23 protein-coding genes and 1 pseudogene are annotated in these 26316 nt (G+C 33.2%); 19 read left to right on the top strand and 5 right to left on the bottom strand.

What is annotated here, in order from left to right; genetic code table 11:
- Window positions 1-522: 522 nt before the first annotated feature.
- Together CW751_RS03145 and CW751_RS03140 are read left to right on the top strand one after the other, a co-directional pair.
- Window positions 523-1548: an MBOAT family O-acyltransferase gene (locus CW751_RS03145; protein ID WP_205677774.1), complete on the top strand. Its 1026-nt coding sequence runs from the start codon at window positions 523-525 to the stop codon at window positions 1546-1548.
- A 3-nt stretch (window positions 1549-1551) separates the two neighbouring features.
- Window positions 1552-2685 (top strand): alginate O-acetyltransferase AlgX-related protein, encoded by a 1134-nt coding sequence (locus tag CW751_RS03140; protein ID WP_101333551.1) that lies wholly within the window; start codon window positions 1552-1554, stop codon window positions 2683-2685.
- A 48-nt stretch (window positions 2686-2733) separates the two neighbouring features.
- On the opposite strand, the gene CW751_RS03135 is transcribed toward CW751_RS03140, so the two are convergent.
- Entirely contained in the window at window positions 2734-4518 is a 1785-nt protein-coding gene (locus tag CW751_RS03135; protein ID WP_101333550.1) for a M61 family metallopeptidase, read from the bottom strand.
- Between the two features lie 83 nt (window positions 4519-4601).
- Between CW751_RS03135 and CW751_RS03130 the strand changes: the two genes are divergently transcribed.
- Window positions 4602-5456 (top strand): Cbp1 family collagen-binding glycoprotein adhesin, encoded by an 855-nt coding sequence (locus CW751_RS03130; protein WP_101333549.1) that lies wholly within the window; start codon window positions 4602-4604, stop codon window positions 5454-5456.
- Between the two features lie 368 nt (window positions 5457-5824).
- Here the strand turns inward: CW751_RS03130 and CW751_RS03125 are convergent, their stop codons facing one another.
- The 4 genes from CW751_RS03125 to CW751_RS03110 are packed head-to-tail and all read right to left on the bottom strand — an operon-like array spanning window position 5825 to window position 9865.
- On the bottom strand, window positions 5825-6166 hold the full coding sequence (locus CW751_RS03125; protein WP_101333548.1) for a translation initiation factor: 342 nt from the start codon (window positions 6164-6166) through the stop codon (window positions 5825-5827).
- Window positions 6150-8432, bottom strand: a complete 2283-nt coding sequence (locus CW751_RS03120) for a patatin-like phospholipase family protein (RefSeq protein WP_165779203.1) — start codon at window positions 8430-8432, stop codon at window positions 6150-6152. Before CW751_RS03120 ends, CW751_RS03125 begins: the two co-directional genes overlap by 17 nt.
- A 39-nt stretch (window positions 8433-8471) precedes the next feature.
- Window positions 8472-9434, bottom strand: coding sequence for a formimidoylglutamase (locus CW751_RS03115; RefSeq protein ID WP_101333546.1), 963 nt, complete (start codon window positions 9432-9434; stop codon window positions 8472-8474).
- Entirely contained in the window at window positions 9434-9865 is a 432-nt protein-coding gene (locus CW751_RS03110) for an acyl-CoA thioesterase (protein ID WP_101333545.1), read from the bottom strand. The genes CW751_RS03115 and CW751_RS03110 overlap by 1 nt, the downstream gene beginning before the upstream one ends.
- A 302-nt stretch (window positions 9866-10167) precedes the next feature.
- Here CW751_RS03110 and dnaA point away from each other — a divergent pair, with 302 nt between their 5' ends.
- The 16 genes and pseudogenes from dnaA (at window position 10168) to CW751_RS03035 (ending at window position 25779) form a co-directional block, all read left to right on the top strand.
- Window positions 10168-11598, top strand: a complete 1431-nt coding sequence (gene dnaA, locus CW751_RS03105) for a chromosomal replication initiator protein DnaA (protein ID WP_101333544.1) — start codon at window positions 10168-10170, stop codon at window positions 11596-11598.
- A gap of 306 nt (window positions 11599-11904) precedes the next feature.
- Window positions 11905-12318 (top strand): hypothetical protein, encoded by a 414-nt coding sequence (locus tag CW751_RS03100; RefSeq protein ID WP_101333543.1) that lies wholly within the window; start codon window positions 11905-11907, stop codon window positions 12316-12318.
- Between the two features lie 134 nt (window positions 12319-12452).
- Window positions 12453-12794, top strand: a complete 342-nt coding sequence (locus CW751_RS03095; protein WP_101333542.1) for a hypothetical protein — start codon at window positions 12453-12455, stop codon at window positions 12792-12794.
- Between the two features lie 53 nt (window positions 12795-12847).
- Window positions 12848-13696, top strand: coding sequence for a hypothetical protein (locus tag CW751_RS03090; protein WP_101333541.1), 849 nt, complete (start codon window positions 12848-12850; stop codon window positions 13694-13696).
- A 120-nt stretch (window positions 13697-13816) separates the two neighbouring features.
- On the top strand, window positions 13817-15121 hold the full coding sequence (locus CW751_RS03085) for a TolC family protein (RefSeq protein ID WP_101333540.1): 1305 nt from the start codon (window positions 13817-13819) through the stop codon (window positions 15119-15121).
- Window positions 15122-15216: 95 nt separating this feature from the next.
- The gene (locus CW751_RS03080; RefSeq protein WP_101333539.1) at window positions 15217-15696 is read left to right on the top strand and encodes an efflux RND transporter periplasmic adaptor subunit; all 480 of its coding nucleotides are present in this window, start codon (window positions 15217-15219) and stop codon (window positions 15694-15696) included.
- Window positions 15630-16559 (top strand): annotated as a pseudogene (locus CW751_RS03075) (efflux RND transporter permease subunit); the annotation flags it as partial. The gene CW751_RS03080 and the pseudogene CW751_RS03075, both read left to right, overlap by 67 nt.
- 145 nt (window positions 16560-16704) lie before the next feature.
- Window positions 16705-17373, top strand: coding sequence for a peroxiredoxin (locus CW751_RS03070; RefSeq protein WP_101333538.1), 669 nt, complete (start codon window positions 16705-16707; stop codon window positions 17371-17373).
- Between the two features lie 405 nt (window positions 17374-17778).
- Window positions 17779-19440 (top strand): SulP family inorganic anion transporter, encoded by a 1662-nt coding sequence (locus tag CW751_RS03065; RefSeq protein ID WP_101333537.1) that lies wholly within the window; start codon window positions 17779-17781, stop codon window positions 19438-19440.
- Between the two features lie 190 nt (window positions 19441-19630).
- Complete coding sequence (locus CW751_RS03060; protein ID WP_101333536.1) at window positions 19631-20035, top strand: 3D domain-containing protein; 405 nt, start codon at window positions 19631-19633, stop codon at window positions 20033-20035.
- A 191-nt stretch (window positions 20036-20226) separates the two neighbouring features.
- Window positions 20227-20403 carry a hypothetical protein gene (locus tag CW751_RS15350; protein WP_165779202.1) on the top strand — a complete coding sequence of 59 codons (177 nt, stop codon included), beginning with the start codon at window positions 20227-20229 and terminating at the stop codon, window positions 20401-20403.
- Between the two features lie 494 nt (window positions 20404-20897).
- Window positions 20898-21638, top strand: a complete 741-nt coding sequence (locus CW751_RS03055; RefSeq protein WP_101333535.1) for an electron transfer flavoprotein subunit beta/FixA family protein — start codon at window positions 20898-20900, stop codon at window positions 21636-21638.
- Between the two features lie 24 nt (window positions 21639-21662).
- Entirely contained in the window at window positions 21663-22604 is a 942-nt protein-coding gene (locus CW751_RS03050) for an electron transfer flavoprotein subunit alpha/FixB family protein (RefSeq protein ID WP_101333534.1), read from the top strand.
- Between the two features lie 102 nt (window positions 22605-22706).
- Window positions 22707-23312 carry a bifunctional nuclease family protein gene (locus CW751_RS03045; protein WP_101333533.1) on the top strand — a complete coding sequence of 202 codons (606 nt, stop codon included), beginning with the start codon at window positions 22707-22709 and terminating at the stop codon, window positions 23310-23312.
- On the top strand, window positions 23287-24933 hold the full coding sequence (locus CW751_RS03040; protein ID WP_101333532.1) for a nucleoside transporter C-terminal domain-containing protein: 1647 nt from the start codon (window positions 23287-23289) through the stop codon (window positions 24931-24933). Before CW751_RS03045 ends, CW751_RS03040 begins: the two co-directional genes overlap by 26 nt.
- A gap of 12 nt (window positions 24934-24945) precedes the next feature.
- Window positions 24946-25779, top strand: coding sequence for a DUF2797 domain-containing protein (locus CW751_RS03035; RefSeq protein ID WP_101333531.1), 834 nt, complete (start codon window positions 24946-24948; stop codon window positions 25777-25779).
- The last annotated feature ends 537 nt before the right edge of the window (window positions 25780-26316 follow it).

The following is a 26316-nucleotide window of genomic DNA, read 5'->3' as shown; positions in this document are numbered from 1 at the left end:
ACAGATTTAATTTATGGGTTGAAATTCACATTGCTCTAATTTTAAATTTTAACTTTACCTGTTTGAATTTATACCATAAAGAATCGAGACCGATAGTCAAAAACAATAATCAGTAAATTCAATGTTATTTAATAGTATTGTCTTCCTTTTTGCGTTTCTCCCGCTCTTATTGAGCGCTTACTATCTCACACCCAAAAAGTTTAGAAACTATACATTACTATTATTCAGTCTTGTTTTTTACGCTTGGGGAGGTGTTTCCTACAGTATCATATTGATTGGATCCATTCTCATCAATTATTTTTTTGTTAAACGCATAGAAAAAAGTCAACAGAAAAAAAAAGAAGCATTTGGTTATCCTTTGGTTTAACACTGAATATTCTCATTATAGTCATTTTTAAATACCTAGATTTTCTTATATTAAATCTCAATCAACTAATAGGTATCACTGGCTTAGAACATACACCTATCCCCTATCAGCACATTGTTTTACCTTTGGGAATATCATTCTTTACTTTCCAGCAAATGTCATTACTATGGGATGTATACCGGAATGAAAATCTACAAAAAACTTCACTTTCCAATATTGCACTGTACATTAGCTTATTTCCACAGTTAATTGCAGGTCCAATTGTACGCTATAACGACATTGTTGATCAGATAAAAACACGCGTATCCACATTTACACTTTTCAGATCTGGTGTAAACCGCTTTGTTTTAGGTCTATTTAAGAAAGTAATTATTGCCAACACATGCGGAGAAATTGCAGACTTAATTTTTATCAATCCAATAGATTCATTATCTACCTCTACTGCATGGCTGGGAATAATTGCTTATACATTTCAAATTTATTTCGATTTTTCAGGATATTCTGATATGGCCATAGGATTAGGCAGAATGTTTGGATTTAAACTCTTGGAGAACTTTAACTTTCCCTATATTTCAAAAAGTATTCAAGAATTTTGGAGAAGATGGCATATTTCACTATCAACATGGTTTAGAGATTATGTATATATACCACTCGGTGGAAATAGAAACGGAAAATACAAAACATACGTAAATTTAATAACAGTATTTTTTCTAACAGGAATCTGGCATGGTGCTACCTGGAGTTTCGTTATTTGGGGCTTGTTTCATGGTTTATTTTTAATTATTGAACGTATTGGATTTAAGCATACACTTACTAAACTTCCTAATTTTATACAATGGGCCTACACCCTGTTGATTGTTATGATCGGTTGGGTTCTTTTTCGAGTTGAAGACTTCTCAGAAGCATTAGCATATATTTTTAAACTATTTAGCTTTGAAACGTTAGACAAAAACAGCTTTATGATGTATCTCAACGATGAAAAAATAATCATCCTTGTGCTTGCTGCATTTTCAAGTAGTCTTTTCTTTAAAAAGGTAAAGGATTTTCTATTTAAACAAAACTTCATGCAAACTTACATCGGTCAAACAGTTATAGATACAGGTGTTATTATGGTTTTCATAATCTGTGTTATCTACATTAATTCTGGATCGTATAATCCATTTATTTATTTTAGATTCTAAGAAATGAAAAAAAATAAATTAATTAAATATCAACTTCCGATACTATTTTTGATCCTAATAATGGCTCCTTTTATTTTAAGTTTCTTGAAAATTGAAGGGTTTCAAAGAAAGGATGAAAATAGAGCTTTTAAAGATAATGTTTCTTTAAAAATTAATCAATTAGATAGGTTTCCTACTGACTTCAACGCATATTTTTCAGATAATTTCTTCTTTCGATCGCCGCTCTTAAATATTTATCACCAAACCAAGTTCTACATTTTTAACACCTCTCCACATCCCAACAAAACGCTTATAGGTCGCGATGGCTGGAACTTTAAAGGAGGAATTGAACTAGAAATATTAGGGGGAAGGAAAAACTTTACAGAAAAGCAATTAACTGAATTTACCAATGAATGGAAAAGAAGAAAAGACTATTTTGATAAAAAGGAAATACCTATTTTTTGGGTGATTGCCCCAATGAAACATCAAATTTATGATCAACAATTACCTTATAGTATTCAGGCATCACAAAAAAACAGGATTCATAATCTGAAAAAACATTTAGATAAATCCCTACCAGGGCTACTCATTTATCCCGATAAGGTATTAAAAAAGCAAAAAGACAATCACAAATTGTACTTTCAATTAGATAATCATTGGAATCAACGCGCTGGAAGCATTGTTTCAGAAATTATTATAGAAAAGGTTAGAAAACACTTTCCAAACCAAAATATACCTTCAGCAACTGCATTAAAATGGAAAAAAGATACGCTCCAAGAAGGTTATCACTACAATGTATTAGGCATTCCAGAACTGTATGAAATAAGTGAATCTATTATGCCTAATTCCTACCATTCAACCACCACAGAGAAATTTGGATTTACTCCAGTTCCTGGTTTTGCATATCCTTGGGAATATGAAAGAAGGTACAAAAATGATCGTATAGAAAATGGAGTGCGCATACTGTTTATTAGGGATTCCTTCGGTGCAGCTTTGATTCCATTTATTAGAGAGTCTTTCGCTGAAAGTCTCTTTATATTTGATGCTTGGCAATTCAAAGTAAATGAAGAAATTGTTGAACAATATAAACCCGATGTTGTGGTGTTTATTGGTTTAGAGACAAATCCTGAAAACACCTTAAAAAAATACGGAAACTAAAAAGGTGGCTTTTTGATATTTCAACCATGTCGCCACCTTGATATTTGTTTATCTCATTTTCTCCCTCAACCAGTACGTACCTAATTTATTAGAAGAGTAATCAAAAGAATAATGTGGTGTTTCAATTATCCCCATTTTAGCATCGATACTCATTAATTGCTTTCCTCTTGAAATAATTAAATTAAAATCATTTCCAGCATCTAGCATATCTAGGAATCTATTTAAATCCTTATAGTTCACTCTAAATCCATTAAAAGCAATAATCTCATCGTTTGGTGACAAGCCAGCTTTTTCAGCAGAACTCCCTGCTACAACATTTGAAATAATCAATTTACCTTTATCAGAACGTGTTGAAATTCCTAAAGAAATTCGTTCACCTCCTGTTTGTTTAATGTTCAATCCAAGTGGCTCAAAATATTTTGAATAAGGAATAGTTTCTGTGCTTTCAACATATTTATCGAAAAACTCATCAAGCGAATCGCCATAAAACTCTTCTAAAGCACTTTTAAATTGTGCAGGTGTCATTCCAGTATTTTGATCAGCATAAAATTCTTTATACAATTTTTGCATAAATTCATCCAATGATTTTTTTCCTTTAAATTTTTTAATAATCATGGCATCGATTGCATGTGCTAAAAGTCCACCTTTGGAGTAATAAGAAATGGTTGTATTCCTACTGTTTTCGTTTGGACGATAAGCTTTGATCCATGCATCAAAAGAAGCGTGAGTAACTGGTTGAACTTTGTTACCTTGTTGTTTTTCAACATAATTAATAGTACTATTAAACACATCTAAATAATCTTGCTCCGAATAAAAACCAGCTCTCCTGAGAATTAATTCATCGTAATAAGAGGTAAATCCTTCCATTACCCAAAGCAAGTCTGTATAGTTTTCATTGCTGTAATCATAATTAACAAGTGCTGCGGGTCTTAATCTTTTTACATTCCAAACATGAAAATATTCATGCGCAACTAATGATAAAAAACTCATGTAATTTTCGGGACCATAAGTCCAACGATCAACATTTAACGTTGTTGAATTCATGTGTTCTAATCCACCACCTCTAGAATCGGTATTATGAATGATAAACCAGTATTCGTCGTTTGGATTTTGACCGAAAACAGCAGTTGTTGCTTCAACAATTTTCGCCATATCCACTTTCAATTTTTCAACATCATGGTTTCCTGGTCCATAAATAGCTACATTATGTTTTATACCCGCAGCCATAAAACTAAATGTCTCTTGATTACCGATTTCGATGGGTGCATCTGCTAATTCGTCATAATCTTTAAAAGAAAATGTTTCTGCACGGTCATCTCTACTTACTCCATCACTTACCTTATTTAATGGACTCGTTATTTTTGAAAAAGTATAATGAGGAATCACAGTTAATTTTCCACCCAATTTTTGATGTCCTTCAGGAAACATAAAAACACTTGTTCCGTTCAAATACCCATGAGTTTTATCAAGAAAAGATGTTCTCACTGTAAGTTCAAAAGCATAAACCTCATAATTAACAGTAACTTTTTTTGCGTTGCCTTTTTCAATTTTCCACTTGTTTTTAGATGTCTTGTTCACCTCGAGTGCATTTCCATTTTCATCTTTAGCCCTTACTAAATTAATATTTTTAGGAAATTCTCTAACTAAATATGATCCTGGAGTCCAAACTGGAAGGGTCATCACAACCGACTCTTCAGAGAAGTCTGTCAACACAGTTTCCACATGAAAGTAATGTGTTTCTGGAGCTGGCATAGATAATTCATGTCTGATTTCTTGACTAAACACAGCAGAACTGAACAGTAAAACAAAGAGAAATAACTTATAATTTTTCATAATTAATTCATTGATTTTGCGCAAAGATACAATTAACCCAAAGAATTCCTTAATTTTGCATTACGAAATAAATAAACAAACTTATGAGGTACTTATTTTTATTGAGCTTAGTATTTGTAGTATTTGCATGTAAAGAAGAGCAAACATCAACAACAGAGGAATCAACAGAAACAACAAGTAAAGAAGTGATAGAATTGCGCAACAAAGTTGCTCAACTTGAACTAGAAAGTAACCAAAAAGATTCTGTTTTAAATGAAGCCATCTCTTTCTTTAATGAAGTACAGTCAAATCTTGCCAAAATTAATATTAAAGAAGAAGAAATTAGGGTAAGAAGTAACAATCCAGAGTTAACAAATGAGGATCAAGAATGGATTTTAAAAGAAATTCAACACATTAACTTTTTAAGAAAACAAAATGCCAATACGGTAAATGTACTCAAAAAGAAAATTCAAGATAAAGATTTGAGGATAAGCGAACTTGAAAACATGACAGATCGATTGGTTATGCAAATTCGTGCGAGAGATGAGCAAATAGCGTCACTACAACGTACTTTAGCTGATTTAGACATGGAATATTCTGAGCTTTTTGATGAGTATCAAGAACAAGTAGAATTAGCATTAGATGTAATGAAAGAAATGAATACTGTTCATTATGCTTATGGAACTCTAGATGAATTAATTGACAATCAAGTCCTTGTTCGTGAAGGTGGATTTATTGGTATTGGTAAGAAAACAAATATTGCGGAAGATCTTAATCAAGATTATTTCCAATCTATGGACAAAACAAAAGTAAAAGAAATCACCGTTGTGGGTAAGAAACCTGAATTGGTGACAGATCACCCGATTTCTTCATACGAATGGAAGAACAACAAATTAATCATTTTAGATGCGGATAAATTTTGGAGAATCTCTAATTACTTAGTAATTACTGTGAAATAGCAGAAAAATTGAATTCAATAATAAAGGTAACTGTCTAAAATGTAAGGAAACTCAAAGCGTTGAGCATAAGAACGCTAAGAATATACTCTTGTATGTTAATTTGTTTGAAATTTAAAAATAAGGTAGTCATATTAAAGTTTTGAGACAACTATTCTTTTATTTTAAGTCCAAAGAATATATATCGATATAGAAAATAAGAAGATTCTTATAGATTTCTATCCCCAATAAGCTTGTTTTTTACTTCCTGAAAGCAGGATGTACTTCCTGAAAGCAGGATACTAATTCACTATAATTTAAGCAAAAACATCCAATACTTCGAACGTTGAATTGTTAAGCGTCCTTGTGAACGATGAGAATGAGGATAAAGATTACCCTCCTTTACGTTTCGTTTTATATCCTTCTTTTTGTAAAAGCTCCATTACTTGGTCGCGTTTATTTCCTTGAATAATTATTTCACCGTTTTTTGCAGACCCACCTACTCCACAAGCAGATTTAAGCCTCTTACCAAGTTCTTTCATATCATCTTCCGAACCAACAAAACCTTCAATTAGCGTTACATCTTTACCTTTGCGCTTCTTGCGATCAATTGAAACATACAATAACTGCTCATTATTAGGCAACGTTTCTTGCTCTGGTGTTTCTTCATCATACGTGTAGTTCGGATTCGTACTATAAACTACGTGATTGCTTTTCTTATTTTTCTTTGCCATCTTTTATATTTTCTTTTGTTTCGAATCTTAAAATGTTTAACAAACGCTGAACAGACTTACTGTTTTCATCAGAATAAACTGCGTTTTTAATTTTTTGCTTTTCTTTTTGGGTTAAATGCCATGAAAGAGAAATTTTATCTTTAAAATTCTCCCTTAAATTAAAGGTGACCACTTCAATTGGATAATTTATAGAACGAACAGCAGTGGAAAGCAATTCATCTTGATTAAAGTCCTGAACCCGTGGAAAGTTACCATACATATTACCAAAAGGTAAAAGCAATCGTTCAAAAAGTCCGATATCCTCATACTTTTCTCCAATTAATGTCTTTTTAGTATCTCTCACTTTAAGAATAACTACACCACTTGTATTTTCTGCTATCCATTTCCGTAATGCAATTAAATACCGAACAGTTGTTTTAGTGCCATAGTTATCTCTAATTCCAGCATCCATAACTTGCATTCCTGGCTGTGAAGGCATCGTAATCATAGGCATAATATACGGAAAGGTTGCGCTCATACGTAACACAGATGTAAAGTTTACTTGATCAGGTTCATTGTCTTTAAAATATTTTAAATATTCTATATTCTCTATTTGTGGTTCTAGTCCTACACGCTCATCTAATTGATCAGTTGCTTGAAGATAGCCATGATGTTGAGCACTAACCAAAAGTCTTCTCCCATCATTTACAATTGTTGGTGTAAAAATCATGGTTGGAACTGTTCCCGAACGTTCAAAATCAGTGTAATAACCTAAAGTATGATCAAAAGCACCTTCAAGGTTTGAAATTAATTCTTGTTCAAAAGCATAACCTCTGTCTTTACTGTAATAATGATCATTTATTTTTACGGTTTGGTACCTGAAAAACAAATCATTAGTAGAAATAGAAAAAGACAATCGATTTAATAAATCTTTAGAAATATTATCCAAATGCTTTTTATCTAATCGGGAGACAAGAGAATCATTCAATTCTTCAATCAATAGATCTCGGTAATAGGCTGCACCAATCATTCCACCTGAAGCTCCTGTAATCATTTGAATGTGTTTGGAAAACTCATTATCCGTTATTCCATCGAGTTCTTGCAATACCCTAAAAGTCCACATGGCACTGCGCAAACCTCCTCCACTGGTGTTTAAAATTACAAGTTTCGGTTTTTTAGTACCCGAATTCAATTTCCAGTTCTCTAAAGTCTTTACATAATTTTCATAATCATTTTGTATTGCAGTATCAGAATAATCCATCGCATAAAGAGAAGCTTTCGTGTATTTTGCAAGGTCTTCTTTTTGATATGACAAACCGAAGGCAAAGCTCTTGAATTGAAAAAAGTCAGTTTTTGTACTTATCAAGTTCACCAAAACAAAAGATGCTATAATTATCGGATAGGTCCAAGCCTTGAACCAAGAAAACAAGGCACTGATCAGCATAATGACAATTGTTAAAATCATCATAACACTAACACTTGCTGGAACTTGAAAGAAATCATAATCTCTAAAAAAACCAATCGATATGTAAGATACGACCAACAAAATCTCAAATACAGAGGCATTGATATGATTTTGTGAAAACACCTTGTTCAAAACATTCATATCATAATGCGCACTGCTCCGAGATTGCTTAATTTTAAAACGAGATCCGATATAATAATATCGATCAAAACTACTCTTCATAAACGGCTCATACCAAGTTTGCTTTTTGTGAAGAGTAGCTTTAATATTACTTGTTTTAGCTTGAAAATGGGCTTTATTTTTTCCTGTAATCGAAAATAAATCCTTATTTGTGGGGAAAAAATAAAGCAAGGAAAATAAAATAAAGAGTATAACCCCTGAAATTAAAGACAAGAGTTGATAAATCACTTTAACATCTTCTAAATATTCTTGACTTATTTGAAAATTATAGATATTAACGCATAAATTAACTACAAATATTAAAGGAATTAGACTGTTATTAACAGAGAATTTATAAAAAGGACGAGATAAGGTAGCTATAAAAGGATATTTGGGACCTATCTGTATGTAACTATAAATATGAAAAGCCATAATAAATCCGCCAATACTCACACCTAATAACAAAAAGGAAATCCCACCCGAAGCTCCCAAATATTCTGGAGAAAGAAATAAATACGGTAACCCAATTCCATTTCCTAGTTGACTATTCACCACAGCAAATAAGAAAATCCAGTAAAAAAGTACAATAATGTTGTATTTAACTTGAGCAAAGAGCAAATTAATTGGGAAAAACGCCCGTATAGCATTCAGTAAGTTTAGCACTTTTTGGATCATACATTAAAGATAGTAAAACGAATGACATTAATTACAATTGTATAAAAAATCACAAACCAAGTAAGCGAGTGTCTTCCCCACAATTATTTGTTCTTTTTCACTCATCGGTGCACCTTCAGGCAAATGAAGATAAGCTATTTTGTTCACTGCACTCATAGCGGTTATGTATCTTCGTGCATCTTCTATTGACCATCCGATTGGTGTGAATGCACTACTTGGCATTTCAGCAATCGCATCTAAGTCAAGCTCTATGCCAACAGGCCTATTGCCCTTATTTAATTCCTTTTTAATATTCAGTAAATCAGATGCAAACGATCGTTTATTCATGACGTAATCCTCATGATAGGTAAAGAAATGATGATCCTTTTTTAAATCATCCAATATTTGTTGGCTATTGTACCTTTTATGTAAACCCAAAACAAAATACTTAGCTAAATATTCATGTTGAAAAGCATAAGAAAAACCATTTCCAGAATGCCTCCCTTCTAATAGTCGATAATCTGCATGTGCATCAAGGTTAACAACATCCAAAGGAGTATTGAAACGCATTGAAGAGAATTGAATCAATGGAAAAGCATTGTTGTGTCCACCTCCAATTACAATAGGTATTTGAAAATCTTTTAAGTTATTTTTTAAAACAGCCAATAAAAAAGCATCAAGCTTCGTCACAAGGCTTCTCAAGTCATCAGGCTCATCAGAAATTACTGAAACACTACCCAACACATGGACAGATTTACCCGTCAGCGTTTCATTCGATTGCATATTTAAAAAACTGTGTAAAAACGCTTTAAAACCATTTTCAGCACCTTTTTTGCCAAGGTTTGCTCTTGGACCAATAGACTCTTCGACACCAATAATGACATATTTAGCTGTTGAGGCGTTCCCCAAACATTCACCTATTTTTGTTTCACCTTTACGTTTAGAAATTAGATTTTCAATTGATTTTGTATCTAGTTTATTAAAATGAAAATATGAAGATTGTTTTTCCATTATTCTTGTGCTTGTTCATTAAATATTTTACTGAATTCAACTGGAGGCGTTACAGGTCTTCTGTTCTCTTTGCTTACAAAAACAAGAGTAGTTTTTGCCGTTGAAATGAGTTGATTTTTGCTGTTAAAAATAGAATAATCAAAATAAAGTCGCACACCTTTTAATTGAACAATTTTGGTCACTACTTTCAGCTCATCATCATAAAAAGCAGGTGCTTTATATTGTACAGAAAAATCAGCAACTGGCAACATATAACCAAGGTCTTCAAGCTTCTTATATGACATACCTAACGCTCTCAAAGCCTCTACTCTACCGACTTCAAAGTACTGTGCATAATTACCATAGTAGCAATAGCCCATTTGATCGGTTTCACCATATCGCACTCGAATTAGGGTAGAATGTGCGTATATTGGCTGGATATTATTTTCCATAAAGTTTTTAACAATTTAAAGTGAATAATAGAAAAAAGATATGTATATTCGAAGACAATATTGAAAGATTTTGAATCTTACTTTTTTGTTGAATTTTTTCGATTAAAATAATATAATTTTATGACGAACGATAATAAATGACAGATATTTTTCAAATAATTACAGGAGTAAAAAAAAGGTAAAAGTCAATAGGTATTTCATTTTTTTTTAACTTTTTTATCCAAATATTTGCTCCTGTTATGAAATGAAATTATTTATTCATGACGCTATAAATTTGCTATAAACACCTTTAAAAGAAATAAATGAGCCAGTTGCATGAACAAAAATGGGAAGCTTGCCTGAAAGTTATCAAGGATAATATTCCATTGCAAGCTTTTAAAACTTGGTTTTCACCGATTGTACCCGTGAAGTTAGATGGAGATGTTTTAAACATCCAAGTTCCTTCACACTTTTTCTACGAATGGTTAGAAGAACATTACGTGGGATTATTGAAGAAAGTTATTAAAAAAGAACTTGGTCCTGATGGAAGATTAGAATACAGCATTGTAATGGAAAGAAATACACCTAATTCCACTCCATACACAGTGAAAATGCCTACTTCAGGGAACAGTTCTCTAAAAAACAAACCTGTTTCAGTACCTTTAATGGTTGGAGAAGATCACATCCGTAACCCTTTTGTAATTCCAGGCTTAAAGAAGATTGATGTTAATTCTAATCTTAATCCCTCCTACTCTTTTGAAAACTTTGTAGAAGGAGATTGTAACAGACTAGCACGTTCTGCAGGATATGCTGTTGCTAAAAACCCAGGAGGAACCGCCTTTAATCCATTACTTATTTATGGCGGAGTTGGATTAGGTAAAACACATTTAGCCAATGCTATTGGAATAGAAATCAAAAATAACTTTCCAAATAAAACAGTTCTATATGTAAGTTCAGAAAAATTCGTGCATCAATTTATCGATGCTATCGGAAATAATACATCAAATGATTTTGTTCATTTCTATCAAATGATGGACGTACTTATCATTGACGATGTTCAGTTTTTCTCAGGAAAAGAAAAATCTCAAGATGTTTTCTTCCATATTTTCAACCATTTACATCAAAACGGGAAACAAATTATTTTAACAGCTGATAAAGCACCTGTTGACATTCACGGAATTGAACAACGACTTTTGAGTAGAATGAAATGGGGACTTTCAGCAGATTTACAAGCGCCTGAACTTGAAACAAGAATTGCCATATTGGAAAAGAAAATGTATGGTAATGGAATTGAATTATCTCGTGAAGTAGTTGAATATTTAGCTTACAGTATTAATAGTAACGTTCGAGAAATTGAAGGTGCTTTAAACTCTCTAATTGCGCAAGCTTCCTTAAATAAGAAAGCAATAACATTAGATTTGGCGAAGCAAATGATTGACAAGTTTGTTAAAAATACAGCCAAAGAAGTTTCTATTGAATATATTCAAAAAGTGGTCTGTGATTACTTTGATATAGAAATAGAGATTCTAAAATCTAAAACAAGAAAACGAGAAATTGTACAAGCACGCCAGATTGCCATGTTCTTCTCTAAAAAGATGACTAAATCTTCGCTTGCTAATATTGGTGCACATTGTGGTGGTAAAGATCACGCGACTGTATTGCATGCATGTAGAACGGTAACCAATTTATCTGAAACTGATAAACGATTCAAATCTTATCTTACTGATTTAGAAAAGAAATTAGCAATTCAATAAACTAAAATAACTATCGAATATTCTACGAAATAGGATTTTGTAGATTGTTTTAGTTGCAAAACAAGTCTTTTGAAAGCACAAAATTTGATTTTTGTGCTTTTGTATTTTGAGTCAGCGCGTGATTAAGTCAAAACAGGGCTTTTGGAGATGAAAAAGTTCACATTAACTTGTGAAGCTAAACCGTGATGACCTTAAAAAAACATTTCGATTTGTGAGGCTAATCCTAAAAACTTTATTGTGTTTAAACAATTTTAGATTATAAACAACGTTTAACCAACAAAAGATAACATTCAAAACAATCTAAAAATGAAAAACATACTACTATTTTTATTTATAATTTTAGCGAGTTATTCTTGCAGGAAAGACGAAAACAAGCAAGAAATTATTTCTGATTTAATTGTCCAAACAGAAGTTTCAAATGAAAATATAATATTTAATGTGTCTTCCGAAAAAATGTATGGAACTACAGGTTATGAAATTATTTATTGTGAGAAATTAAGAAAGAATAAAATTTATATTCATTTTAAAAACATTAAAGTTCCAGATGCAGGACTCACTGTTATTTCTCCAGCCATTTGTAAGATTAATTTAGGGAATTTGGATCACGGAACTTATGAAGTTACTTTTAAATCAAATAACAAAAAAAATAAAGGTCATTTATATGTTGACGCTAATGTTGATTTAGAAATAGCTTCTGACGGAAATGTTAAAACGAATTAATTTACTCGATTATTCCCACAGACCATATAAAACACTGGTTTAAAACTTAACTGTTATAAATTGATTGAACAAAAACCCAAGTATACATTAAAATAATTATGTAATTTTAAAGTGTCTTTATAAAACACGCCTACATGAAGTTTTTAATTTATATGCTATTGTCTATTTCTCTCCTAGCCTGTGGTGAGCATAAAGGAATTCGTATTCTCAATGAAAAAGAATATTGGGACAATAGTGATTCAGAAGAGGATAGAAAATTAAAGTCTCATACCACCGCATATCAAAGTTTCTCTGGTAAGTTTTATCATTTTAAAAGCTATTATGAAAATGGTATCTTAAAATCTTATATTGTTATGAAAGATGACTTGTTGGAAAATATAATAATCAACAATGACATTCACGAAGCTAAAATTAACTATACCAGACAAAACAATGAAAATGTATTTGAAATAATTTTTAATGAAAGTTTGGTATAAAATATTGAATTATAATAAATGGCAAAATAACAGACTTCTAAAACAATACAGCAATGAAAATTCCAATACTATTAATCGCTCTACTCCTAACTCTTTCTGTTTTTGGTCAACTGCCCAGGAGATTTGATAAAGAGGTAGATTTGAATGAATGGATTATTCCAACTTCAAAAACTGAAAAGACTAAAATATTAGAACTTTTGAAAGACAAAGATGAATTTCATTGGGTTTATAATTCATATAAAGACGGCGATACGTCACTTTTAAATAGGCTTCATGTTACAGACTTTAACTGCGATGGCATTTTCGATTTAATTTATAATGGTTTTGTAGGAACTGAAAGCAATCGCATCATCTTTATGAAAGGAAATACCAATGGAACTTACGCACAAGTGATTGGATTATTTGGCGAGTTCATTGAGCTTTCTAAGTTTGATGGTTTCACTCCACTATCCTTCACCATAAACAACTACGCGTGTTGTGCTGGTACTGTCAATCATATTGAAAAATATACTCCATTATCGCTAAGAACGAGCTTTAAGTATGAGCTGCAAGCAAAACATTCATTTCATATTGGACTAAAGCTTCCCAAAAAAACATTTGAAAAGCCTGTCGCATTTAAAACGATAAACGAAAAGTATTTCTTAAGAATAACTCCAGCCATCAACGACAGCATGACTATTGGTTATCAACAAAAAGGAAATCAGTTTGCTGAGTATCCAAAAGGGTCAGAAGGTATAGCTATTGCAGAAGAAACAGACGAAACTGGACGTATTTGGTGGTTTGTCATCATGAAAAACAATAAAAAACCAAATTGGAGCTTGTATATGACTGGTGACAATAATAAATTAGAATCCAATTTCTTAGGCTGGATAAGCAGTAGATTTGTGGAAAAAATCCATTAAAACACCAACTATAAAAATTCAATTTTCCGTTGCCTCCTTCCTATTTTAAGCTAATTTTTATCCATTTTAAGGTCTTTTTAAGGTTGTTCTAAAGATGTTTACACCATCAAAAAATAACTGATGGTTCATAGGATAATTACTCAAATAAGCTTGCTGATATTTCTTGGCATATTCTCTCGTGGAATTTATGCGCAAGATACCTTATCCCTCAACAAAAAAGAAGCAGAAACCCTTTTTCTCCAAAACAACTTAAGCTTACTTGTGGAACATTTAGCTATTTCTAAAGCTGAAGCAGAACTTATTCAAGCTAAAGTTTGGCCCAACCCTACCTTAACCATAGACCAAGTGAATTTGTGGAAACCAAAATCTAAAATTCAAGGGCAGGAATTGGTTCCACCATTAAGTGGAGATTTTGGTCGCAATCAACAATTTGGAATTTCTATAGAACAATTGATCATTACTGCAGGGAAAAGAAAGAAATTAATGGCTTTAGAGAAAGTCAATATCGAACAATCAAAACGTTACTTTGAAAATGTATTGCGGAATTTAAAAATTGAATTTCGTATGCTTTTAAATGAAATGAATTATCTGCAAAACTACCACTCTGTTTATTCAAAACAATTGGAGTCAATTCAACAGTTAACCGATGCATACAGAAACCAAGTAGACGCAGGTTTTCTCAACAAAGGTGAATTTTTCCGCTTGAAAGCAATGAATTTGGAAATCCTCAATGACCTTAGAGAACTTGAAAACGAAATAGAAACAACATCCTTTCAGCTCAAACAGCTAATGCATTTGCCTAGCAACACGATTTTTCAACTTAAGCAAGAGAACTTAGCAGCTGATTTTTCAAATCTGGAAATGTTAAACATAGCTGCCCTTATAGATACCGCAAGAACAAATCGGCCAGAATATCAGATCTCTAAACTTCAGCAAGAATATGCGCAACACTTATTAAAGGTTGAAAAAGCAGAACGTATTCCCAATCTTTCATTGATTGGTGAATACAATCGTGGTGATGCCATTTATACAGATTTTGTGGGCTTTGGAGTCGCTTTGGACCTGCCTATTTTCAATAGAAACAAAGGAAATATTCGCAAAGCAGAATTGGCTATAAAACAAGCCGAATTAGAAGAAGAGTTTACCACTTCTGCTATTGAAAAAGAAATTACCCTGGCGGTGTTTCAACTTCGAAAAGCCCTACAATTTTCTGAAGCTATAGAGGAAAATTACACTGAAGAACTCGATCAAGTCTTAACTGCTTACACTGAAAATTTCAAGAATAAAAACATGGGGATTATTCAATATTTGGATTTTTTGGAAGCTTACTTAGAAAACAAAAATATCATTCTTCAATCCGAAATAGAATTAATGAATAAAGCAGAAGAACTGAATTATGCAGTAGGAAAAGATGTTATAAAATAACCTGCTCGTTCGTTTGAAATGAGTAAAAAACGGATAATTCTTAAAATAAAGTACTAGAAATATTTAAACGTGTTAGACACATTAATTAAAGAAATATGACCATATTAAATAAAATTTTACGATTCACCCTAAGCTTTGCAGTCGTTACGCTAGTTTTTACTTCCTGTTCTGAAAAGAAAGAAGTAGCGTCTGAAATTCCGCAAAAGAAAACATATTGTTTAGAAGAAAGCTTCAAAGCAAACATCAAAACTGAACATACAAAAAGACAGTTAATGGTCAATGAATTTGCACTTTCGGGTAGTGTCGAAACGAATCCTGATAAAGTCATTCACTTCAGCAATTTAGTAGATGGAATTATTGTAAACACGAATTTCTCCCTTGGCGATTATGTAAAAAAAGGGCAGGTTTTAGCCAAAGTAAAAAGTACAGAACTTACAGAATGGAAAGCACAACAAAAGATTCTCGCTTCAAAGCTAACTGTTGCACAGCACGATTTTAATTCAGTAGAAAAATACAATTACACGATCATAAAATTGCCCGTTATGGGGCAGACATACAACACGCACAAGCGGTAATTGAAATGGCCATTGGGGGAACAGCTGCCACAAAGTTCTACGAAGAAGATCGCATGTTTGATGTTCGTTTGCGTTTCCAAAAAGAATCGAGAGACAATGCTGAAAAGATCGGTGATATTTTAATTCCTTCATCCTCAGGAAAGAAAATCCCCTTACGAGAAATCGCAACCATCGAATACATTACTGGTCCAGCCTTTATTTATCGCGAAGGTGGGAGTCGATACATTGCGGTTGGATTTAGCATTGAAGGTCGAGATTTAGGTTCTACAATTGCCGAAGCCAAAAGCATTGTTGATGAAAACATCTCTTTGCCGAAGCAAAACAAAATGGTTTGGGCAGGAGAATTTGAGAGTAAGGAACGTGCAACAAAACAATTAGCGGTCATTGTTCCTGCGGTTTTAGTCCTTATTCTTTTCCTACTCTACTTCAACTTTGGAAGTGTAAAAGACACCTTAGTTGCAGCCAGTACAATTCCATTTGCGTTCATCGGCGGTTTCGTTTCTTTGTGGATAACAGGAACCATTTTCGGAATTTCAGCGGGAATCGGGTTTATCATTCTATTTGGTGTTAATACCATTAACAGTATCATTTTAATCGCAGTTATGAAAGAAAATATGCGTAAAATGAAACTTAAAGAAGCCATCAACGAAGGTGTTTACAGTAGAATCCGCCCAATTGTTATGATTGCATTGATGGGTTCTATGGGACTTTTCCCTGCTGCGCTTTCCACAAGTATGGGATCGGAAATACAAAAACCACTGGCTATTATGATTGTAGGTGGATTATTGATTTGTATGGTACTTTCTCTTACCGTTTTGCCACAAATATTTTACTGGTCGTTTAGGAAGGACAGTGAGAAATAGACAGTGTGAATAAAGCGTTTAACTTTGAAGGAAAGCAACACCTATCTACATCTCATATTTATTACAGCAGCACTGTATCATAAGTTACAGTTAAAGCCTTATTAAGTCAGTATATTTGAAAAAAGAATAACAAAAATACGGAAAAATGGAAAAAGAAGAAGTTTATTTAGAAAAAGTTTATCCCATGCCAAGAATTGGTGATACAGCTCCTGATTTTGAAGCAGTAACAACAAAAGGTAAAATAAAAATGTCTGAATTTGCAAAGGACAAGTGGACAGTTATGTTTTCACACCCTGCCGACTTCACACCTGTATGTACAACAGAAATGAGTGGATTTGCACAAAGAAAAGCAGAGTTTGACGCTTTAAATACTGAGCTTTTAGGATTAAGTATTGACAGTTTACATTCCCACTTAGCATGGGTGCAAAACGTACGAGAAACAACTGGAGTTTATTTTGACTATCCTATTATTGCAGACATTGACATGAATGTTGCTAAACTTTACGGAATGTTGCAACCCAATGAAAGTGAAACAGCAGCAGTTAGAGCGGTGTTCTTTATTGATCCCGAAAAGAAAATACGTTTAATTATGTACTATCCTTTAAATGTTGGTCGTAATATGGATGAAATATTACGTTCTTTGGATGCTTTGCAGATGTCAGACAAACATAAGGTAGCAATGCCTTTAGATTGGAAACGTGGCGATAAAGTTATCGTTCCAGCTCCAAGCACATTAGATGATTTAAATGAACGATTAGAAGATGAGTCGCTAGAGAAAACAACATGGTACTTGGCCAAAAAAGACATCAAATAGAAATTACAAAATCTTGAAAAAAGCCTTCCCTATTGAAGGCTTTTTTTATACCCTACTTTTTCTAGCACCTAAATTATTTCATAATTACTCATACTTCTATAAAAAACAGAAAATCTAACAAATTAGGGAACTTCAGGGCATAAAACCAACAATTTGTACTCCTTAAATTTATGGGTATTGATTTATCAAAAACACATTTAATGTGGTTACTTTCTTGCCAGATAAACAAGCAAAATAGCTCCTAAGAGTTTGAAAAAAATAATCAGAAGAGTGAAGAGTAATAATGGAAAGTTTGATTTGAAAGAAACTATAAATTAGGGAAAAGTTATTCTTAACCTATAAAACAACTCAATACTTTGCGGTTGACGATAATAACACTATTTTTGCGCCCTCAAAATTAAGACAATGACGCAATTTTTTAGAAAGTTTTCTCATAATCCAAAGAATGATATCTTTAGTGGTATAACGGTATCTTTGGCAATGATTCCAGAGGTTGTAGCCTTTGCTTTTGTTGCTCAAATTGATCCGCTAATGGCACTAACTGGAGCTTTTGTTGTGGGATTAGTTGCCGCTATTCTAGGTGGAAGACCTGGATTAATTTCTGGTGCTGCTGGAGCCGTTGCAGTTATTTTTGTTTCTATGATTGCGGAAGGTCACACCAAAGGTATGCTCATGGATCAGCCCATTGAAAACATGGGATTCTTTTATTTAATGGCCTGTGTTATTTTAATGGGAATTATTCAAGTACTTGCGGGTGTTTTTAAACTTGGGCGTTTTGTGAGATTAATTCCCCATCCCGTAATGTTAGGATTTGTGAATGGTTTGGCCATTGTTATCTTTTGGGCTCAAGTCAAAATGTTCTCGCACAAATCACCCGTTGTAACAGATAGCGGCGCTACAGAGTACATCAGTACCTTTATGCAGGGAACAGAGCTTTATATTATGATTGCTTTAGTTCTTGTTACAATGGCTATCATTTGGTTTCTGCCTAAATTAACGAAAAAAGTTCCCGCAGCTTTAACTGCAATTTTAGTCACAACTTTAATTGTTGTTGGTTTCGATTTAGATGTTTCAACGGTGGGTTCTTACATTAGAGAAGGTGGTGGAACAGGCTTAAAAGGTGAAATTCCAACACCAAATTTAGAATTATGGCAAAATTTACCGCTTAACCTCGATACCTTGAAATTCATACTTCCTTATGCATTTTTAGCGGCATCTGTGGGATTAATTGAATCCTTAATGACCATGAATTTGGTGGATGAAGTCACAGAAACACGAGGAAACGGAGACCAAGAATGTATTGCTCAAGGAACAGGAAACATCATGTCTGGACTTTTCGGAGGAACTGGAGGTTGTGGAATGATTGGACAAACTGTTATTAACATCAACAATGGCGGTCGTGGTAGATTGTCTGGAATAATGATGGCCTTAACTTTACTTACCTTTATTTTGTTTACCGACAAACTCATCGAACAAGTGCCAATCGCAGCTTTGGTTGGGGTAATGTTTGTGATGGTAATTCAAACTTTTGCTTGGTCAAGCTTTAGAATTTTAAAGAAAATACCAAAGTCTGACGCAGTGGTTTTAATCATTGTATCAGCTGTAACAGTAATATTCGACTTAGCGATTGCGGTATTTGTAGGTGTTATTATTTCCGCTTTATCGTTCGCTTGGGAAAATGCTAAACGAATTCGTGCAAGAAAGAGATTTAAAGCAGACGGAACGAAAGTATATGAAATTTGGGGACCTTTATTTTTTGGTTCCATTCAAGCTTTCAACGATAAGTTTGATGTCAAAAATGATCCAGAAAAAGTAGAAATCGATTTTGTAGAGTCCCGTATCAGCGATCATTCTGCTTTGGAAGCTTTATTCAACATCGTTGAGAAATATGAAAAAGCAGGAAAAACGATTCATTTAAAACACCTCAGTCAAGATTGTAAACAGCTGATGTATAAAGCGAGTCCGAAATTCAAGGAAGTAATTATTGAAGACATTGATGATCCAAGATATCACTTGGCTGCTAATCCAGAGGATTTTCCAAAACCGCTTTCGGAATACAAGTTGTAATGGTTATTTATTAATTTTTAATTGGTTAATTGGATTATCGATTAATGATTATGAATTGTGTACTTTTAATTCTTCAATTCGAAATTCATAATTCCTAATATGTAATTTAATACAGCCATTGTTTTTCCGTCAGAATTTATTAAACTATTAGATTCCAACTGAATATTAATTTCGGTATAAAACGGTTTTTATGATTCATTACAGATTGTTACTTTTATTTTTCTCCATTCTACTGCTCACTGCATGTGTTAACGAGGCAAAACCCGTCCGTGTGATTCCAGAATACAGCAAGTGGAAAGAAATGTCAGTTACAGCATCAGCCTACAATTCTCTTCATCATCAAACTAGTGGAAATCCAGCACTTGCAGCTTGGGGAGACACCTTAAAACCAGGCATGAAAACAATTGCTGTGTCTAGAGATTTAATTGGAATGGGACTTGACCACAATACCCGCATTAAAATTGAAGGCCTAGACGGTTACTACCTTGTAAAAGACAAAATGAACCGCCGTTGGAAAAATAAAATCGATATTTACATGGGCGTAAACGTTGAAAAAGCCCGTGAATGGGGAAAAAAACAGTTAAAATATACGTAGACACGTTGGAATAATTGAGAATTGATAGTTATTCATACCTGAAATCGACGCTGAATTACCTTCTGAATTGGTAACAATCATTGTTTCAGATGAAAAAGTTAGTTTTGAATTCTCAGTCCCTTCTTTTTGATGAAATTAATTTATAGAACTACGTACATTTTTTTATTTCTTTTTCAGAAAATGATTTGAATATGACAGACATTGAAAAAGGTCATTATCATTTGAATCCTTTCCAAGTAGATGGAAGTGTAAGAATTGGACGTAGAAACTTTAGTGTTTACGCAAATTACGGATTAAATGGATTATTCGAATCCAATAAAGGTCCAGATTACACTACTTTTTCGATGGGTTTAAGTTGGTCTCTTTAAGAAAGAGAAATTAATTCTACTTAATTTTTGATAAAACCACATTAGCAAAAAAACAAAGCTATTGAGTTACCAAGATAGGTCGTTATCATTAAAAAAAAGATTCCTCGTCGTCCCGAGTGCTCGGGACTCCATTGGAATGACAGGTATTTTACCCCAAAGACTTAACTGTAAACTGAGGAATCCCTTTTTCTTTTTTATTAAATTAACTTTATAAGATTAGTTGAAACAATTCTCGCTTGAAAATTTAAAAAAAACACCGTTAGAATTAGTGATTACCACTCTATCTTGGTAACCCATTAGAACTATATATCATCAAATAATAAAAAGAATCAGAATAAAGGATAAGCATTTGATTAAATAATTCATCTTTTTAGAGTTTTTTCAACAGAAAAAAGACAATAAATCAAAATTACTATGCATACCTTGTAAAAAATCATGGTTAAGAGGAATCTTTTTATATTTTTGTAAAAGACTAAAAAATAAAAAATATAGATATGAAAATACTTGTTTGTATAAGTAAAGCACCTGATACAACCACAAAAATCTCATTCACTGATGGTGATACTAAATTTGATGAAAGTGGCGTTAAATATATCGTTAATCCTTACGATGAATGGTATGCTTTAGTAAAAGGAATTGAATTAAAGGAAGCACATGGAGGAAGTGTGACTACAGTAACTGTAGGAACCGCAGAGGATGATGCAACAATTCGTAAGGCGTTAGCTATTGGTGCTGATGATGCTGTAAGAATAGATGTGAAAGCAGAAGACGCAGGTCAAGTAGCAGCAGAAATTTCTAATTACGCAAAATCAGAAGGATACGATCTCGTACTTTTAGGTAAAGAAACCATTGATTACAACGGATCTCAAGTTGGCGGAATGATTGCTGAGCATTTGGATATGCCATTCATTTCATTAGCAGAAAGCATGGAAGTTGACGGTAATACAGCTACTTTAGATAAAGAAATAATTGGTGGAGTTCAAACTGTCGAAGCTGATCTACCTTTAGTTGTAAGTTGTGCTAAAGGTATGGCTGAACAACGTATACCAAATATGCGAGGAATTATGGCTGCACGTAAAAAACCATTAAAAGTGGTAGATGCATCTGGAGCTGCTTTACAAACAACATTTGTTAAATACGCGCTACCAGCACCAAAATCTGCAGTTAAATTAATTGATCCAAATAATATGGATGAATTGGTTGAATTGTTGCACAATGAAGCAAAAGTAATATAAACACTTCCAAAAAATTAAAAAAACATGTCAGTATTAGTATATATAAATAGTAACAGTGATAAAATTGCAAAGAATGCTTTTGAAGCTGTAACCTATGCAAGTAAAATTGGTGATGTAACAGTCGTTACAAACGGTAAAGCAGACGATACCATGCTTGCCGAACTAGGTAAATATGGTGCAAACAAAGTTCTTGTTGACCGATCCTTTGAAGGTATTGATGAGCAACAAATTACACGAATGGTTGCAACAGCTGCTGAGTCGACAGGAGCGAAAACAATTGTATTTTCAAATGATTTAATTGGTAAAGCAGTTGCACCACGTCTATCTGTTAAATTAAATGCAGGCCTTGTTGCAGGAGCAACAGATGTTCCAAAGGAGGACGGAACTGTAGCAGTAAATGTTTTCTCAGGAAAGGCGCATGGATTTGTAAAAGTAAATACAGAAAAACAAATTATCGCTTTATTGCCAAACTCCATTCAACCTGAAGCATCTGGAAGCGAAGCAAATGTTGAAGAGTTTTCAGGAAATGCAGGTGAAACTAAAGTTAAAGTGAAAGACATTAAGAAGCCTGAAGGAGATATTCCACTTCCAGAAGCTGAACTCGTTGTTTCTGGAGGACGTGGATTGAAGGGTCCTGAAAACTGGAATTTAATTACAGATCTTGCTGAGGCGTTAGGCGCAGGAACAGCTTGTTCACGTCCAGTTGCTGATTCAGACTGGCGTCCTCACCACGAGCATGTAGGCCAAACGGGTGTAGCAATTAGTCCAAACCTATACATAGCAGCAGGTATTTCTGGAGCTATTCAGCATTTAGCTGGTGTTAACAGATCAAAAGTTATTGTAGTAATAAACACAGATGAGGAAGCACCATTCTTTAAAGCTGCCGACTATGGAGTCGTTGGAGATGCTTTTGAAGTTTTACCGAAATTAACAGAAGCGGTAAAAAAATTCAAAGCTTCGAACTAAACATTCAATAATTAATATTATTTTTACGAATATTCATATTAGGGAGGCGAATGCTTCCCTAATTTGTTATTAAATTATTCAAAAAATGAACTTTCGCCACTTATGGAAAAAGTAAAACTTGAAATTATAGGTTTATCATACAGTCAAACCCAATCTGGCGCGTATGCTTTAGTGCTTTCAGAATTAAACGGTAAACGTAGATTACCAATCATTATTGGTGGATTTGAAGCACAAGCAATTGCCATAGAGCTTGAAAATATGGTACCTTCTCGCCCACTTACGCACGATCTTTTTAAAAGTTTTGCTGATGCTTACAAAATAAAATTGAAAGAAGTGATTATTTATAACCTCAAAGAAGGAATATTCTTCTCTCAATTAATTTGTGAACAAGACGGAAAGGAAATCGAAATAGACGCTCGAACATCTGATGCAATAGCGCTTGCTGTTAGGTTTAAATGTGATGTTTTTACTTATGAATCGATTTTAAAATCTGCAGGTATTCAAATTAATCCAGAAGACGAAGAGGGTAATTTAGGCGCTCCCATTCCAAGTGAAGACACAAAACCTATTTCTGAGGAGAAGAAAGGTGATAGTTTGTCTAAACTTACCGTAAAAGAGTTGGAACAAAAATTAGACGGAGCAGTCGAAAATGAAAATTATGAGTTAGCATCAAAAATAAGAGATGAAATTAACAAACGTACTTCCTAAATTTATTCTTCTACTGATAGGACTTCTCACTGTATTTATACAAATAAATGCACAAGAAGTTGATAAAAATAATGAAAACCAAGAATGGTTTAGAAGGAAGTTTACACTGCAACTAAATCAAGATGGAACCTTTAAAACAAATGACACCATCTTAACACGGCAAAAAGAAGGTAATTATTTGATAGAAGACAATACACTCATTTTAAAGAGTGAAGGTGACTCAGCATCTACAACGGAGCTGTTTCCTATTCTCACAATGGAAAATGGTAAATTTGCCTTAGATCAAAATGAAAACAGAATTACATATTTAAAAGAAAATAAGAATCTTCAAACAACACTTTCTTTTGGTAGTATCTTTCGAGGATTATTAGGTATTGTATCTCTAATTTTCATAGCCTTTCTGCTAAGTAAAAACAAAAAACGCATCAATTGGCCACTAGTATTTAAAGGTATTTTATTACAGGTTGTATTGGCTTTATTAATTTTAAAAGTTCCATTCATAGAGTATGGTTTTGATTTTATTTCACAAGCGTTTGTGAAAGTGGTTGATATGGCTCACGAAGGAGCAATGTTCGTCTTTAATAGCGTCATAACAGGAGAGATGTCACCTTTAGTTAAGAACTTTGTGACTTGGGTATTGCCTTCGGTTATATTCTTTTCTGCATTATCGAGTTTACTATACTATTGGGGTATATTACAAAAAGTAGTTTATGGAATGGCATGGGTCATGAAAAGATTAATGGGCCTATCAGGTGCAGAAAGTGTATCCGCAGCTGGAAATGTATTTTTAGGTCAAACAGAAGCTCCTTTATTAGTGAAGCCGTATTTAGGTAAAATGACGCAAAGTGAAATTCTATGTCTAATGGCTGGAGGAATGGCTACAATTGCTGGTGGTGTTTTGGCAGCATACATTGGGTTTTTAGGTGGTGATGATCCTCAACAAAAAGTCTTTTTTGCGAAACATTTACTCACCGCCTCATTAATGTCTGCTCCTGCAGCTATTGTGTTTTCAAAAATATTACTTCCAGAAACGGAGGAGATTAACAAGGATCTCTCCATCCCGAAAGATAAGTTAGGTGTTAATCCATTAGAAGCAATAGCAAATGGAACTACTGATGGGCTTAAGTTAGCTGTAAATGTAGCTGCCATGCTAATAGTTTTTATTTCGTTAATTGCATTAGCAAATTTCATGTTAGGCAAATTGGGATACTATTCCGGTTTAAATGAAATTATAGCTAATCATTCAAGTTTATATACTGAATTATCGTTTCAATTTATAGTTGGAAATCTACTTGCTCCAGTTGCCTGGTTAATGGGAGTACCATGGCAAGATACAATGATCATTGGTCAGCTACTTGGAGAAAAAACAATTATTAATGAGTTTGTCGCATATCCTCATTTAGGAGAGTTACAAGATGAAATAACTGGAAAATCTTTGATTATAGGAACCTATGTACTCTGTGGGTTTGCCAATTTTGCTTCTATTGGAATTCAAGTAGGTGGAATTGGTGCGCTTGCTCCAAGTAAAAAACCTATTTTAGCAAAATATGGTGTATTATCTTTAATTGCTGGAACATTGGCATGTATGCTAACAGCGACAATGGTTGGAATGTTATTTTAATGAGACTAAGGTATGAAAGCAAACTTTAAGGGTGAATTACGTAAAATGCCAGTTAAAATAGTAGCGGGTGTAATACAATATGAGCTTATTTTCTATGATTCTGCAACAAAAGATCAACAGTCTATTCCTTTAAATAAATTAATTGGTCAAGAAATAAAATTTGAATTTCAAAATACAATAATATGTAAGAAATGTGGTAGAAAAACTAAAACCTCATTTAATCAAGGCTTTTGTTATCCATGTTTCAAAAATGCTCCTGAATCAGCAGAATGTATTATACGACCCGAGTTATGTGAAGCACATCTAGGCAAGGGAAGAGATATTGAATGGGAGGAAAAGCATCATAATCAACCACATATTGTCTATTTGGCTGCAAGTGATGTAATAAAAGTTGGCGTTACAAGAAATACACAGATACCAACCCGCTGGATAGATCAAGGAGCTGTAAAAGCAATTAAATTAGCAGAAACACCAAATAGATACTTAGCTGGTGTAATTGAGGTTGCATTAAAATCTCAGTTTACAGATAAAACAAATTGGAGAAAAATGCTACGCAACGATATAGATGAATCTATTGATCTGGAAGAAGCAAAATGGGAATTGGAAGAATTATTACCAGATGATATAGCACAATACATTACCGATGATGACGAACCTATAGATTTGAGTTATCCAGTAATGGAATATCCGCAAAAAATTAATAGTATAAATCTTGACAAATCACCTACAATTTCTGGACAATTAAAAGGAATCAAAGGCCAATATATTATTCTTGATAACAACAGGGTTATGAATATCCGTAGACACACAAGTTATCAAGTAGAATTTACACATAGCATAGAGTAAATCAATCTCTTGGGTGAATAGGGTGTACAAATACAAGTATTTTCTGTTGCTTATCATAGTGTTGAAAGTATATCTGAATAATATCTAGATTCTAAAATATATAAACATGTTACAAACCATGTACCTAAAACAAGGATATTGATGAACCGTTTTAATGTAGGCTACCAATTTTTGTATAAATGAGTTAGATCTGTATCAAAAGCTAGATAAAGATTAAACTTCTATAAAAAAGAATGGATTCAATAGACCAACAAATCCTGTTCTGTCAACAAACTACATTCAAATTTTACGTGTATAAAACCTTATAGTAGTAATATTTATCAATAAATGAATTGTTAAGTTAAATTTACAAGACATAAACAGGTTACTAAAAAGCATACATCTATTCCAACAATTAACATTTAAGCTTGAAGCATCATATCTTCCAACAGCAGATGGACAGTACCATCAACAAAAATAGATACAAACCTCAACAAACTAAAAAAACCTCACACAAATAAATGTATGAGGTTTTAAAAAAGTGGCGTCGTCTTACTC

Origin of the sequence: Brumimicrobium salinarum, assembly GCF_002844555.1 — a bacterium.
Classification (GTDB): Bacteria; Bacteroidota; Bacteroidia; order Flavobacteriales_D; family Crocinitomicaceae; genus Brumimicrobium; species Brumimicrobium salinarum.
This window is presented reverse-complemented; position numbering and strand designations above follow the sequence as displayed.